This window comes from Rhizobacter koreensis (genome assembly GCF_013366375.1).
GTDB classification, from domain to species: domain Bacteria; phylum Pseudomonadota; class Gammaproteobacteria; order Burkholderiales; family Burkholderiaceae_C; genus Schlegelella_A; species Schlegelella_A koreensis.
Map to the genome: position 1 here is coordinate 817,999 of NZ_JABWMJ010000001.1, position 13,536 is coordinate 831,534.

Sequence of the window (13,536 nt, forward strand, 5' to 3'; positions counted from 1 at the left end):
CATGCGCCGCGCCTTTCTCATCGCGTTCGTCGTCGTCCTCGCGCTGCTGCCGGCGTTGCCGGTGCCCGAGTTCTGGATCACGCAGGCCAATTACATCGGCCTCTACACGCTGGTCGTGATCGGCCTCGTGCTGCTGACCGGCATCGCCGGCCTCACGTCGTTCGGCCAGGCCGCGTTCGTGGGGCTCGGCGCCTACACCGCGGCCTATCTCGCGCTCACCTACGGCATGTCGCCGTGGCTCACGGTGTGGGCCGGTCTCGCGATCACCGCCGTGGTCGCGCTGGTGCTCGGCGTGGTCACGCTGCGCATGTCGGGCCACTACCTGCCGCTCGCGACCATCGCCTGGGGCCTGTCGCTGTTCTACCTGCTCGGCAACATCGAGGGCCTCGGCAAGTACGACGGCCTGCTCGGGGTGCCGGCACTCAACTTCTTCGGCATCGAGCTCAAGTCCGGCCGCAGCTTCTTCTACCTGCTGTGGGTGATCGTGCTGCTCGCGGCGATCGCGGTGACGCACCTGCTCGACTCGCGCGTCGGCCGCGCGATGCGCGCGGTGAAGGGCGGATCGACCATGCCCGAGGCGATGGGCGTCAACACCTTTGCGGTGAAGGTGACCGCGTTCCTGCTGGCCGCGCTGCTGGCCAGCATCTCGGGGTGGCTGTTCGCGCACTTCCAGCGCACGGTCAATCCGTCACCCTTCGGCCTGAACATGGGCATCGAGTACCTGTTCATGGCGGTGGTCGGCGGCGTCGGCCACGTGTGGGGCGCGCTCGTCGGCGCCGGCGCGGTGCAGCTGCTGAAGGACCAGCTGCAGGTGCTCCTGCCCAAGCTGCTCGGCCGCAGCGGCAACTACGAGGTCATCGTGTTCGGCGTGCTGCTGGTGCTGGTGCTGCAGTACGCGCGCGACGGCATCTGGGCCTTCGTCGAGGCCCGCCTGCCGCGTCTGCGCCGCAAGGTCGACTGGCAGAACGCGCAGCCGCTGCCCGAACGCACCCGCCCGCCGCACGGCGAGGTGGTGCTCGACGTGCAGGCGGTGCGCAAGGTGTTCGGCGGGCTGGTGGCGGTCAACGACGTGTCGTTCCAGGTCCGCGCCGGCGAGATCCTCGGCCTCATCGGTCCCAACGGCGCCGGCAAGTCGACCACCTTCAACCTGGTGACCGGCGTGCTGCCGGCGAGCGGCGGCGAGGTGCGGCTGCAGGGCACGCGCATCGACGGCCAGGCTTCGCGCGAGATCGCGCGGCGCGGCGTCGCCCGCACGTTCCAGCACGTCAAGATGATCCCCAACATGACCGTCCTCGAGAACGTCGCGCTCGGCGCGCACCTCCGCGGCGGCCGCGGCGTCGCGTCGGCGATGCTGCGCCTCGACCGCGACGAGGAGCGCCGCCTCATGCGCGAGGCCGAGCGCCAGCTCGCGCGCATCGGCATGGCCGAGCTCGCGCACGAGTACGCCGGCAACCTGGCGCTGGGCCAGCAGCGCCTGATGGAGATCGCCCGGGCGCTGTGCGCCGACCCGACGCTGCTGCTGCTCGACGAGCCCGCCGCGGGCCTGCGCCACAAGGAGAAGCAGGGCCTCGCCGACGTGTTGCGTCAGCTGAGGAGCGAAGGCCTGTCGATCCTCCTGGTCGAGCACGACATGGACCTCGTGATGGGCCTTGTCGATCGCGTGGTCGTCATGGAGTTCGGAACCAAGCTGATCGAGGGAACGCCCGAGGTCGTGCAGGCGAGCCCCGAAGTGCGCGCGGCTTACCTGGGGACGGAGCACTGATGGCCCCGATGCAACCCGCTCCGAGCGGCGTGGCCGGCTCGTCCGCCGCCGCGGCGCACGCCACCGGGAGCCACGGCACGGGGCTTTCCGAGCGCCTGCTCGACGTCGTCGACCTGCACGCCGGCTATGGCCGCGCCGAGGTGCTGCACGGCCTCAACCTTTCCGCCAACGCCGGCCAGGTGATCACGGTGATCGGCCCCAACGGCGCCGGCAAGTCGACGCTGCTGAACGCGCTGATGGGCGTGCTGCCGTCGCGCGGCACGATCGCCTACGCCGGAAAGCCCGTCGGTCGCCTGTCGCTCGAAGACCGTGTGATGGCCGGCATGTCGCTGGTGCCCGAGACGCGCGCGCTGTTCGGCAGCATGCCGGTCGAGGACAACCTGCTGCTCGGCGGCTACCGCCAGGTGCGGCTCGGCAAGAGCGACAGCGCGTCGGCGCTCGGCGAAGTGTTCAAGCTGTTCCCGCGCCTCGAGGAGCGCCGCAAGCAGCTGGCCGGCACGCTGTCGGGCGGCGAGCGCCAGATGCTCGCGGTGGGGCGTGCGCTGATGGCGCGGCCTGCGCTGCTGATGCTCGACGAGCCGAGCCTGGGACTCGCGCCGCTGATCGTGAAGGAGATCTTCCGCATCATCGACACGCTGCGCTCGACCGGCGTGACGATCCTGCTCGTCGAGCAGAACGCGCGCGCTGCGCTCGAGGTGGCCGACTACGGCTACGTGCTCGAGATGGGCGAGATCGCGCTGCAGGGCCCCGCCCGCGAGCTCGCCGCCGACCCGCGGGTCGTCGACACCTACCTTGGCGCCGCCCGCAAGGCGGCCGACGCGTGAGCATGGACGGGCGCGGCGCGGCGGACAACGTCGCTGCTGTGGCCGGGTCGGTGCGGCGTGGGCGGGCGGGTGCTGGCAGAGCGCGTGCGGCGTCGCTCCCAACCGGCGCTGAAGACGTCGGCACAAACGAGGCGGCTGTCGAAGCGGCTTCGCCATCGATCGAGCGGCCAGAGCGCCGCGGCGCGCGCAGCGACCGCCCGCTGGATCAGTCGCGCCTCACGTCGCTGGTCGGCTACGCCGCGTCGCGCGCCTCGCTCGAGCTGCGCAAGTGCTTCACCCAGAACCTCGGCCCGCTCGGCCTCAAGACGACGGAGTACTCGATCCTGATGCTGCTCGCGGCCAACCCCGACGTGAACCAGAAGCAGCTCGGCCAGACCCTCGACATCTCGCCGCCGAACATGGCGGTGACGCTCGATCGCATGGTCGAGCGCGGCTGGGTGGAGCGGGTGCGCAGCACGCGGGATCGGCGCGCGCAGCAGATTCACCTGACGGATGCGGGGCGGGAACTGGTGCGCAAGAGCGAGAAGATCGCCGCGAACATGGAGAGTGGAGCGCTGAAGGGTCTCTCGGGGGCCGAGAGAGCGTTGCTCGTGGAGTTGTTGATGAAGGTGGTGGACAGTCCGCCGTCGCAACGGTGATGGCGAGGCTTACGTCATACCGGACACTCAGCCTACGAAAAGCGGATCGCTGATGCCGCCGCTCGGCAGCTTAGGGATGGCACCACCTTGCGACGCTCGACGGCGCCAAGTAACAATGCAAGCGCCGCCCGGCATGGGCGGAACCGGATCGCTGCTGGCGACCGGCCGTCGGAGTGCCTGTGGCGCCGGCGCCCCGTAAGTTCTTCGATAGAAGGCAACGGGACTTCAACCAACCTGGAGTCTCCGTATGCCTCGTTCTCTCGTTCGGTATCGGCGTGAAGCTTTCGCACGTCAGAGTGGCCGTTGTTACTACTGCCAATGTCTGATGTGGGAAGAAGACCTCGCGCGTTTCGCCGGGTACCACCAGCTGTCTGCGCGCCAGGCAAGCCTGCTGCGGAGCAGTGCAGAGCATCTGCTTCCTCGATCCGCGGGTGGGAGTGTTTGCCGCGACAACATCGTCGCCGCGTGCGTTCACTGCAACCGTACACGACACAAGGCCAGGAGCCCGCTGGACCCGGATTGCCTGCGTATGCGGGTGCGCAAGTTGGTCGCTGCGGGACGCTGGCTTCCTCAGGGTCTTCATCGTCTGGCGACCATGGGCCCCGGCCGACCGCAGCGCACTGTCCTTCATGGTCACTCGTCGTGCAGTAGCTTGCCGCCACTTGAAGAAGGTCCCTTATGCCCAACCGCACCGTCCACCTCCACCGCGTCCTCCGCACCCAACCCGAGAAGCTCTACCGCGCGTTCCTCGACGCCGACGCGTTAGCCAAGTGGCTGCCGCCGTACGGCTTCACGTGCAGGGTCGACCACCTCGACGCGCGCGTCGGCGGCACGTTCCGCATGTCGTTCCGCAACTTCGGGTCGGGCAGCTCGCACGCGTTCGGGGGCGAGTACCTCGAACTGGTGCCGAACGAGCGAATCCGCTACACGGACCGGTTCGATGACCCCAACCTGCCGGGCCTCATCGAGGTCACGGTGACGCTGAAGCCGGTGATCTGCGGCACGGAACTGAGCATCGAGCAAGCCAACATTCCGGAGGCGATTCCGCTCGAGATGTGCTACCTCGGCTGGCAGGAGTCGCTGCTGCAACTCGCGGCGCTGGTGGAGCCCGACATTCCGGGTTGACGATTCGCGCGGCGGCAACCTGCGACGACTTGCACGCGCGCGTAATCCCTTTCCCCCGCGAATCCCTCCGCGGCCGCGGCCCGCGTGCCGATCAGGTGCCTAGAGTGCCGGAGCTCGCTACAGCTCTCGCGCGTCATCGCCGACGCGGCACTGCGATGAAGAAGTACACCGCCGTCTATCTGCTTGCTTATGTGCTGTGCAGCGTGGCCGTGGGCCTGCTGGCCGAGATGCTGAAGGCGAAAGGCGGCAGCGCCTTCAACCTGGCGGCCGGTCTTGGCGCCGCCTTCATCGCCGCACACGTCTTCGTGCGTGACCACGCCCGCGGTCCGACGCCTGCCGAGCGGATCTCGTTCGCGCGTCAGGCGATCGGTGCCACCTGGGCGCTCGGGCTGCTGGCGGCGGCGGTCGTCTTCTTGGCCGTGCTTCCGTGGTCGCAGGCGAAACTGGCGCTCTACGCCTTGCGGCTGCCGATCGTGCTCGCGGTCGCCGTGCCGGTGCTCGTGGTCGGATCGCTCGTCTACTACGTCGCCGTGCGCTGGGCATTCGGTTGGTACGGCAGGCGCTCCGCAGAGGGCGGGAGCAGCGGGCTGGAAGCGCCTGGGACGAGGCGCCGGCCCGCTTGAGCGTTGCTCACTCGAGGGCGGGCTCGGGCTGAACCTGTCGCAGAGCCGGCACGACGCTGACGTGCGCGGCTTCCGCTGGGTCGATCGGCCCGGACTTCCCGCGCTGCTCGCCGATGTCGCCGCTCAGCCCCAGACCTCCTTCGCCACCTCCACGATCAGCGCCAGCTTCGCGCGCTGCGCCTCGACCGCGATGTCGTTCCCGTGCACCGTGCTCGAGAACCCGCACTGCGGCGACAGGCAGAGCTGATCGAGCGGCACGTACTTCGCCGCCTCGTCGATGCGCCGCTTGATATCGTCCTTGTGCTCGAGCTCGCCGAGCTTGGTGGTCACGAGGCCGAGCACCACCGTCTTGCCGGGCTTCAGGTGGCGCAGCGGCTTGAAGTCGCCGCTGCGCGCGTCGTCGTACTCGAGAAAGTAGCCGTCGATGTTCATCTCCGACAGCAGCGCCTCGGCGACCGGCTCGTAGCCGCCCTGCGCGGCCCAGGTGCTCTTGAAGTTGCCGCGGCACAGGTGCACCGCGAGCGTCATGCCTTGCGGCTTCTGCGCGACGACGCGGTTGATGAAGCTGGCGTAGCGGTGCGGCAGCTCGTCGGGGTCGTCGCCGCGCTGGCGGGCGGCCTCGCGCATCTGGTCGTCGCACAGATACGCGAGGTTGGTGTCGTCCATCTGCACGTAGGTGCAGCCGGCGGCGGCGAGCGAGCGCAGTTCCTCGCCATAGGCGTTGGCGACGTCCTGGTAGAACGGCTCGAGGTCGGGGTAGTGCTCGCGGCTGATGCCGGCGCGGCCGCCGCGGAAGTGCAGCATGGTCGGCGACGGGATCGTCACCTTGGCGGTCTTGCCCGGCGCGAGCTGCGACTGCAGGTACTCGAAGTCGGCGCGCTGGATTTCCTTTACGTGGCGCACCTTGTCGACCACGTGCATCACGGGCGGCGCGAGGTGTTCGGTGCCGTCGGCATGCTTGACCAGCACGGGCGGCTGCGTCTTCACGCCGCCGAGTTGCTCGAGAAAGTCGATGTGGAAGTAGGTGCGGCGGAACTCGCCGTCGGTGATGCTCTGCAGGCCGACGTCCTGCTGGAACCTGACGATCTCGGTGATCGCGTCGTCCTCGACCTTGCGCAGCTCCTCGGCCGAGATCTCGCCCTTGTGCTTGCGCTCGCGCGCCTCGAGCAGGCGCTTGGGGCGCAGGAAACTGCCGACGTGGTCGGCGCGGAACGGCGGGTTCTGGCTCATTCGATATCTCCGGTTCGGGAACACGCCGGCGCGGACTCGCGGCGGCTGAGGAAAGTAGCGGGAAATCTTACGCGCGACCGTCGCTGCGGCGCTCGCGCCGGCCCGATGCCCAGCGGCGGCAGCCGACCGGCGCAGATCGTTCGAGCGGCGCTTGCGGATGCGTCGACGCGAAAAGGCCGGCGCTCGGCCGGCCCCTCATGAAGCCGAAGTGGACGAGCCCGCCAGCGCCGCGGGCCCGCCCACTCAAGCCGCGCTCACGAGTTCACGCAGGTGTAGCTCGACGCCAGGTTCGCCGTCGCCGTCGACGTGCCGGTGAAGCGCGGGTACTTCGGGTATGCGCAGAGCGGCTTCGATGCCGTGGCAAGGTACGGCGGCACCGCCTGGTTCAGCGTCACCGTCAGCTGGTCGGCCGGCGCGACGCCCTTCTCGGACCAGTTCTCGAGCACCGCGAGCCAGTCGATGCGGCCCGGAATGCCGTAGCTCGGCGCATTGGCCGTGCCCGCGGCGATCCCGGCGCTGCTGTGCGACAGGCCCGGTGCCACGTAGGCCTTGAACGACGGCGTCACGGTCGACGCGCCGAGCTTCGCGACCACCGCGTCGTAGTAGTTGAGGCCCGTGTACGGGCTCTGCGCGTAGTCGGCCATGTCCTCCTTCAGGATCAGCTTGCCGCCGCGCCGGAAGTAGGGGCCGAGGTCGGGATTGGTCGCATCCATGATCTGCGACACCGCCTGCACGCGCGCCTGGAACTGCGCCGGGTTGTAGGTGAGCGGGTTGAAGTTCGGGTTCTGCGCGATGAAGTAGCGCACGTAACCGTTGCCGAACGCGAAGATGTTGCTGATGCCGGCGGGGTTGGGCGCCGCGGTGAACGTCGGCGCCGCCGACCCGGTGGTCCAGCTCGACCAGTTGCCCGGCAGCGCCTCGCCGCCGTAACCCCAGCCGGCGTACGACGTCATGCCGTTGGCGAGCGGGAAGCTGAACGTGTAGCCGGCGTGCAGCGCGTTCACCGCCTGGAGTTGAGCGGTCGAGAGGCAGCTCGAGCCGGTGTCGCCGCCGCCCGGGCACACGATGGCCGCGAGCGCCGCATCGGCCGGGCCCTTGCAGCCGCGGTAGTTGCTGATCACGCCGTCGGCGATGCCGTCGAGCGCGTCGCAGGCGCCGAGCACGGTCTGGTGCACCAGGTTGATCTTGGTGCCGAGCCACGCGGCGCCCTGCTGGTTGGCGCCGCCGGCCTGGTTGCCGAAGGTCTGCAGGCCGCTCCAGTTCATGACCGGGTCGTTCGAGATGATCGCGTCGAAGTCGTTGGGATAGCGCTGCGCCATCACCATGCCTTCGCGCCCGCCCTCGGAGCTGCCGCCGTAGTAGCTCTTGGTCGGCTTCTTCCCGTAGTACGCCTCGCCGAGCTGCACGGCGACGTCGTGCGTCTTCTTGTACGACGCGTACCCGAAGTTCGCGAGCGCCTCGGCGTTGAGCGCGAACGCGAACGCCTCGACGCCGGCGGCCGTCTGGTGGCCGCTGTCGGTGCCGGCCGTCATGTAGCCGCGCGTCAGCGGCAGCGGCATGTCGGGGCCGGCACCCACCAGCGCGCCGGTGCCGGTGACCAGCGTGCCGTTGTAGCCGCCGCCGCCGAACTGGAGCTTCTTGCCGTTCCAGTTGGTCGGCAGGTTGACCTGGCTCTTGATCAGCGGCGCGTTGGGGTCGACCGGCTTGATGTCGACCAGCAGCCGGCAGTAGTCCGGCAGGCCTTGCGTGACGGCGGTGCCGGCGGCGTTGAGCGTGTCGGGCACCGCGAACACGTAGGTCGCCGACGTGACCACGGCGCCGGTGGTCGGCTCGCCGATGCTCGACGCGGCGACGGTGCGGCCGTTCAGTGCCGCGCAGGTGGCGGGCGTCTGCTGCAGCGCCGACGCGGCGTCGTCGTCGTCATCGTCGTCGTGGCCGCCGCCGCAGGCGGCGAGCAGCGCGCCGGCTGCGACGGCGGCGACGAGGCCGGCGCGGGCGAACGGGCGTTTGGCAAGAGGGCGCGAATGCGCGGGGTGGTTCATCGGCATGTCTCCTTGGTGGTGCGATCCGGGCGAGCGACGTCGCCGGCCGGCGAGGTCGCGGCAAGGCATGTGCCGCTCGGCACCCGTGAAAGCCCGTGGTCGGGGGCGAACATGCGGTGCTGGTTTTGCAGGATGCCGCCCGGCACGAATCGCGCTAGATTTCCGGGCCTTCGGCGCCCCGGGCGCTTGCCGGGCCCACCGTCGCGGCGCCGGCTCACTCACGGAGAACTCCCTCATGCATCGTCGTTCGTTCGCACTCTCGGCGCTGGCCGTCGCCCTCGCCGGGGGTGCCGCGCCCGCGTTCGCCCAGGCGCCGACCAGCGGCACCTTCAAGATCGGCTTCATCCTCCCGATGACCGGGCAGTCGGCGTCGACCGGCAAGCAGATCGAGGCGGCTGCCAAGCTGTGGATGGCGCAGAACGGGTCGACGGTCGCGGGCCGCAAGATCGAGCTCGTCATCAAGGACGACGCCGGCGTTGCCGACACCACGCGCCGTCTCGCGCAGGAGCTGGTGGTCAACGAGAAGGTCAACGTGCTGGCGGGCTTCGGCCTCACGCCGCTGGCGCTGGCGACCGCGCCGATCGCGACCCAGAGCAAGACCCCGATGGTGGTCACCGCCGCGGCGACGTCGATCATTACCGAGCAGTCGCCGTACATCGTGCGCACCAGCTTCACGCTGCCGCAGGTGACGGTGCCGATCGCCGAGTGGGCGGCCAAGAACAAGATCCGCAGCGTCGTCACCTTCGTCGCCGACTACGGCCCGGGGCTCGATGCCGAAAAGTTCTTCAAGAGCCAGTTCCAGCTCAACGGCGGCAAGATCGTCGGCGAGATCCGCTCGCCGCTGCGCAGCCCCGACTTCGCGCCGTTCCTGCAGCGCGTGGCCGACCTCAAGCCCGATGCGGTGTTCGTGTTCCTGCCGTCGGGGCAGGGCGCCGCGTTCATGAAGCAGTTCGGCGAGCGCGGGCTCGACAAGTCGGGCATCAAGCTCATCGCGACCGGCGACGTGACCGACGACGACCAGCTCAACGAGATGGGCGACGTCGCGCTCAACGTCGTCAACTCGCACCACTACTCGGCCGCGCACCCGTCGCCGCTCAACAAGCGCTTCGTGCAGGCGTTCGAGGCGGCCAACAAGTTCCGCCCCAACTTCATGGCGGTCGCCGGCTACGACGGCATGCGCGTGATCTACAAGGCGCTCGAGGCGACCAAGGGCAGCGGCACGGGCGACCAGCTGCTCGCCGCGATGAAGGGCCAGCTCTTCGAGAGCCCGCGCGGCACCGTGCTGATCGACGCGCAGACGCGCGACATCGTGCAGGACGTCTACATCCGCAAGGTCGAGCGCGTGCCCGCGATGGGCAACCAGCTCTACAACGTCGAGTTCGACGTGCAGAAGGCGGTCAAGGATCCGGCGAAGACGAAGTAGGCGCTGCTGCGGCGGCGCCCGCTTGCCGCGAGGCTTGTGAGCGGCGGTGCGAGTCGACGTCGCCGGCTGCCGGCCTCGCGAGGCTTGGCGGAGAATGCGCGCCGGTCAACCGCGCCTTACCTGGATGCCATTCGCGCCGCTCCGAACACCTGATCCCGCTCGCCGCCGCCTCGTCGGCGGCGCGCTCGCCGCGACCCTGCCCGGCGTGCTCGGGACGGCTCGCGCCGCGCCCGCGCCGCTGGTGGTCGGCGGCCTCGCGGTCACCTGCAACCTCACGCTGCCGGTCGCCTGCGTCGCCAGGGCGCAGGCCAACAGCGCCGACCGAAGCGGCGCGCCGCCGTTCGCGTTCGAGTACAGCAAGTACAACGGCTGGCCCGAGGTGAAGGAGTCGCTGATGGCGAACCGGATCCAGGCCGCGTACATGCTCGCGCCGCTGGTGATGGACCTGGCCGACAAGAAGATCCCGGTCAAGATCGTGTCGCTCGGCCATCGCTCGGGCGCGGTGATCATGGTGCGCACCGACTCGGCCTACAAGCGCTTCAGGGACCTCGCCGGCAAGCGCATCGCGATCCCGAGCCGCTTCGCGGTCGACTTCCTGTTCTTGCGCAGAATGCTCGCGCAGGAGAACATGCAGGCCAGCGAGATCCAGCTCGTCGAGATGGCGCCGGCCGACATGCCGGCGGCGCTCTACGCCAAGGCGGTCGACGCCTACTGCACCGGCGAGCCGTTCGGCGCCGCGGCGCAGCGCGCCGGCTATGCGCGGCCGCTGCGCATGACGCGCGACGAATGGCGCAACTACATCTGCTGCGTGCTCACCGTGCGCGAGGAGCTGATCCGGTCGAACCGGCCGCTGGTGCAGGACCTCGTGAACCACGTGCTCGGCGCGGGCCTGTGGCTCGACCAGAAGCAGGACAACCGCAACAAGGCGGTCACCATCGCCGCCGGCCGCAAGTTCTTCAACCAGGACCCGGCGATCATCCGCTTCGTGATGGAGAACCCGACCGACCGCGTGACCTACGGCGACCTGCGCATGATCCGGGCCGAGTTCGACGAGCTGATGCAGCTCTCGGTCGCCGCCGGCACGCTGAAGACGCCCGTGCCCTACGAGAAGTACGTGGACGAGAGCTTCGCGCGTGCGGCCCGCCCGGCGGCGATCGCCCTGTAGACGCATGCCCCGTTCAGGCCCGATGCGCGTGCTGCCGGCGCTGCTGGCGACCTGCCTCGCGAGCGCATCGCTCGCGCTGCCGGCGGCAACGCCGGTGGCGCCGGCGCTGCGCGCCGGCACCTTCGAGCCGCCGCGCCAGGCGCCCGATTTCACCCTGCGCAGCTCCGATGGCAACGAGCTCAGCCTGGCACGGCTGCGCGGCAAGGTCGTCCTGATGTCGTTCGGCTTCAGCCACTGCGCCGCCGTCTGCCCGGTGACGCTCGCGACGCTGGCCGAAGCGCGCAGGAGCCTCGGCAAGGCCGGCGAGGCGGTGCAGGTGGTGTTCGTGACCGTCGACCCCGAGCGCGACGACGTCGCCCGGCTCAAGGCCCACATGGCGGCGTTCGACCCGAGCTTCATCGGCGCGACCGGAACGCCCGCGGCGCTCGCCGCGATGCGCAAGGACTACGGCGTCACCGCACGCAAGGTGCCCACCGGCGACGGCTACGTCATGGACCATTCGTCGTCGGTCTACCTGATCGACCGTGGCGGCAAGCTGCGCGCGCTGATGCCCTACGGGCGCAGCGCGGGCGACTACGCGCACGACGTGAAGCTGCTGCTCGGCTCGTGATGCGGGCCCTCGACCTCGCACCGGCGGCGCCGGCCGTCATGGGCTCGCGTCCCGCGGGGCAGCGCAGGCGCACCGTCGGCGTCGCTGTGCTCGTGCTCGCGCTCGCCGGCGCCCTCGCGTGGGCGGCGTTCGCGCCGATCGTCCCCGCGTCGCGCGACGCGCTGTTCGAGATTCCGCCGGGCACCTGGGCGCGCCGCATGGCCGGCGACCGCGTCGAGGTCCTGCCGGGCACGATTCGCCTCACGCTCGGCATCAACGACGTCCTCCTGCTGCGCAACGCGGACAGCGTGCCGCAGACCTTCGGCCCCGCGCTCGTGATGCCGGGGCAGAGCTTCCGCCTGCCGTTCACGGTGGCGTCGACCTACAGCTTCGCCTGCACCGCGCACGCCAACGGCCAACTCGAGGTGATCGTCGAGCCGACGCCGGCGCGCGGCTGGGAGACGCTGCGCTGGCGCCTCGGCGACTGGGCTCGGCGCCTTTCCGGCAAGGCACCGGGCGCTGCAGCATGAACGGCGTGCAAACCGAGGCGGTGCCGGCGCCACCACCGAGCAGGCCCGCACGCCGCGGCGGCCGCGGGCTCGGCCGCATCGTGCCGCCGGCGCTCGTGATCGCGCTGCTGATTGCGGTGTGGTGGATCGTCGTCGCGCGCACCGAGAGCCCGATCTTTCCGACGCCGTGGCAGGTGCTCACGGGCGCCTGGGAGCTTGCCCAGGACGGCACGCTGTTCGAGCACATCGGCGCGTCGCTGTTCCGCGTCGGCAGCGGGTTCGGGCTCGCGCTGCTGGTGGCGATTCCGCTGGGCTTGTGGATGGGCTGGGTCGGCGGCGCATACCGCACGCTGAACCCGGTCTTCCAGATGCTGCGGCCGATCTCGCCGATCGCCTGGATCCCGCTCGCGATCCTCTGGTTCGGGGTCGGCGACGTCTCGCCGATCTTCCTGATCTTCATCTCGTCGGTGTTCCCGATGATGGTGCAGACCACCTCGGGCGTTCACACCATCGAGCGGCGCTACCTGCGCGCGGCGGCGAACTTCGGCGTCTCGCGCGGCGTGCTGTTCCGCCAGGTCGTGATCCCGGCGGTGCTGCCCGAGATCATCGTCGGCATGCGCATCGGCATCGGCGTCGCCTGGCTGGTGGTGGTCGCGGCCGAGATGATCGCCCTGCGCTCCGGGCTCGGCTACCTGATCATGGACTCGCGCAACGCCGGCAACCGCTACGACCTGGTGATCGCCAGCATGATCATCATCGGCGTGATCGGCCTGCTGCTCGACGGCATCACGCGCCTCCTGGAACGACTCAAGGCCGTGCGCTGGCGCTATGTCCGGTAAGCCCCGCAAGATCGTCGTCGACCGCGTCTCCAAGCGCTTCGTCTCGAACGGTGCCGAGCTTCCGGTCATCGACGATGTGAGCTTCGACGTTGCCGACGGCGAGTTCGTCGCCATCGTCGGCCCGTCGGGCTGCGGCAAGTCGACGCTGATGAACATCATCGCGGGGTTCGAGCGGCCCGACCGCGGCTCGGTCGAGGTCGACGGCGTCGAGCACAGGGCACCGAGCCCGAAGGGCATCGTGATCTCGCAGCACGGCTCGGTGTTCCCGTGGCTGACGGTGCAGCAGAACCTGATGTTCGGTCTGACCAACGACCGCCACGCCGACCGCGGCGACAAGGCGGCGCTCGCGGACCACTACGCGGCGATGGTCGGGCTCAAGGGGTTCGAGGCGGCGTACCCGCACGAGCTCTCGGGCGGCATGCTCAAGCGCGTCGAGCTCGCGCGCGCGTTCGTCGTCAAGCCCGAGATCCTCTACATGGACGAGCCGTTCTCGGCGCTCGACGCGCTGATGAACCTCAGGATGCGCAACGAGCTGCTGCGCATCCTCGCCGAGGAGCGCCACACGGTGCTGCTGATCACGCACGACGTCGAGGAGGCCGTCTACATGGCCGACCGCATCATGGTGCTGTCGCCGCGACCGACGCGCATCCAGGCGACGTTCCGCGTCGACATGCCGCACCCGCGGCGCCTCGCGAGCCCCGAGTCGCAGGCGCTGCGCGAGGCGATCCTCAAGGAGCTCGGGCTCTGAGCCTGGGCTCCATGCACGC

The 13,536-nt window shown here is 69.8% G+C and carries 14 protein-coding genes; 12 read left to right on the top strand and 2 right to left on the bottom strand.

The genetic code is table 11. From position 1 onward, the window contains the following. Position 1: 1 nt before the first annotated feature. The 6 genes from HQN59_RS03555 (at position 2) to HQN59_RS03580 (ending at position 4,972) form a co-directional block, all read left to right on the top strand. Entirely contained in the window at positions 2-1,762 is a 1,761-nt protein-coding gene (locus tag HQN59_RS03555; protein ID WP_176066081.1) for a branched-chain amino acid ABC transporter ATP-binding protein/permease, read from the top strand. Further along, the gene (locus HQN59_RS03560) at positions 1,762-2,586 is read left to right on the top strand and encodes an ABC transporter ATP-binding protein (RefSeq protein ID WP_246294642.1); all 825 of its coding nucleotides are present in this window, start codon (positions 1,762-1,764) and stop codon (positions 2,584-2,586) included. Before HQN59_RS03555 ends, HQN59_RS03560 begins: the two co-directional genes overlap by 1 nt. 2 nt (positions 2,587-2,588) lie before the next feature. Beyond that, the gene (locus tag HQN59_RS03565; RefSeq protein ID WP_176066083.1) at positions 2,589-3,224 is read left to right on the top strand and encodes a MarR family winged helix-turn-helix transcriptional regulator; all 636 of its coding nucleotides are present in this window, start codon (positions 2,589-2,591) and stop codon (positions 3,222-3,224) included. Between the two features lie 325 nt (positions 3,225-3,549). After that, positions 3,550-3,990: an HNH endonuclease gene (locus tag HQN59_RS26985; protein WP_176066085.1), complete on the top strand. Its 441-nt coding sequence runs from the start codon at positions 3,550-3,552 to the stop codon at positions 3,988-3,990. Further along, the gene (locus tag HQN59_RS03575; RefSeq protein WP_176066087.1) at positions 3,903-4,349 is read left to right on the top strand and encodes an SRPBCC family protein; all 447 of its coding nucleotides are present in this window, start codon (positions 3,903-3,905) and stop codon (positions 4,347-4,349) included. Before HQN59_RS26985 ends, HQN59_RS03575 begins: the two co-directional genes overlap by 88 nt. 155 nt (positions 4,350-4,504) lie before the next feature. Continuing rightward, positions 4,505-4,972 carry an ABZJ_00895 family protein gene (locus HQN59_RS03580; RefSeq protein ID WP_176066089.1) on the top strand — a complete coding sequence of 156 codons (468 nt, stop codon included), beginning with the start codon at positions 4,505-4,507 and terminating at the stop codon, positions 4,970-4,972. Positions 4,973-5,095: 123 nt separating this feature from the next. Here HQN59_RS03580 and HQN59_RS03585 read toward each other — a convergent pair whose 3' ends face one another. Together HQN59_RS03585 and HQN59_RS03590 are read right to left on the bottom strand one after the other, a co-directional pair. Continuing rightward, positions 5,096-6,202 (bottom strand): 5-methyltetrahydropteroyltriglutamate--homocysteine S-methyltransferase, encoded by a 1,107-nt coding sequence (locus tag HQN59_RS03585; RefSeq protein ID WP_176066091.1) that lies wholly within the window; start codon positions 6,200-6,202, stop codon positions 5,096-5,098. 254 nt (positions 6,203-6,456) lie between these two features. Beyond that, complete coding sequence (locus HQN59_RS03590; protein ID WP_176066093.1) at positions 6,457-8,244, bottom strand: tannase/feruloyl esterase family alpha/beta hydrolase; 1,788 nt, start codon at positions 8,242-8,244, stop codon at positions 6,457-6,459. 235 nt (positions 8,245-8,479) lie between these two features. On the opposite strand from HQN59_RS03590, the gene HQN59_RS03595 reads away from it, so the two are divergent. From HQN59_RS03595 to HQN59_RS03620, 6 genes are all read left to right on the top strand, one after another. Continuing rightward, positions 8,480-9,667, top strand: a complete 1,188-nt coding sequence (locus HQN59_RS03595; RefSeq protein ID WP_176066095.1) for an ABC transporter substrate-binding protein — start codon at positions 8,480-8,482, stop codon at positions 9,665-9,667. A gap of 124 nt (positions 9,668-9,791) precedes the next feature. Further along, positions 9,792-10,832 carry an ABC transporter substrate-binding protein gene (locus tag HQN59_RS03600; RefSeq protein ID WP_176066097.1) on the top strand — a complete coding sequence of 347 codons (1,041 nt, stop codon included), beginning with the start codon at positions 9,792-9,794 and terminating at the stop codon, positions 10,830-10,832. A 4-nt stretch (positions 10,833-10,836) separates the two neighbouring features. Then, positions 10,837-11,442 carry an SCO family protein gene (locus HQN59_RS03605; RefSeq protein WP_246294643.1) on the top strand — a complete coding sequence of 202 codons (606 nt, stop codon included), beginning with the start codon at positions 10,837-10,839 and terminating at the stop codon, positions 11,440-11,442. Further along, entirely contained in the window at positions 11,442-11,951 is a 510-nt protein-coding gene (locus tag HQN59_RS03610; RefSeq protein WP_246294644.1) for a cupredoxin domain-containing protein, read from the top strand. The genes HQN59_RS03605 and HQN59_RS03610 overlap by 1 nt, the downstream gene beginning before the upstream one ends. Further along, positions 11,948-12,769, top strand: coding sequence for an ABC transporter permease (locus tag HQN59_RS03615; protein WP_176066099.1), 822 nt, complete (start codon positions 11,948-11,950; stop codon positions 12,767-12,769). Before HQN59_RS03610 ends, HQN59_RS03615 begins: the two co-directional genes overlap by 4 nt. Next, a complete protein-coding gene (locus HQN59_RS03620; protein WP_176066101.1) occupies positions 12,759-13,517 on the top strand; it encodes an ABC transporter ATP-binding protein in 759 nt (252 codons plus the stop codon). The genes HQN59_RS03615 and HQN59_RS03620 overlap by 11 nt, the downstream gene beginning before the upstream one ends. The last annotated feature ends 19 nt before the right edge of the window (positions 13,518-13,536 follow it).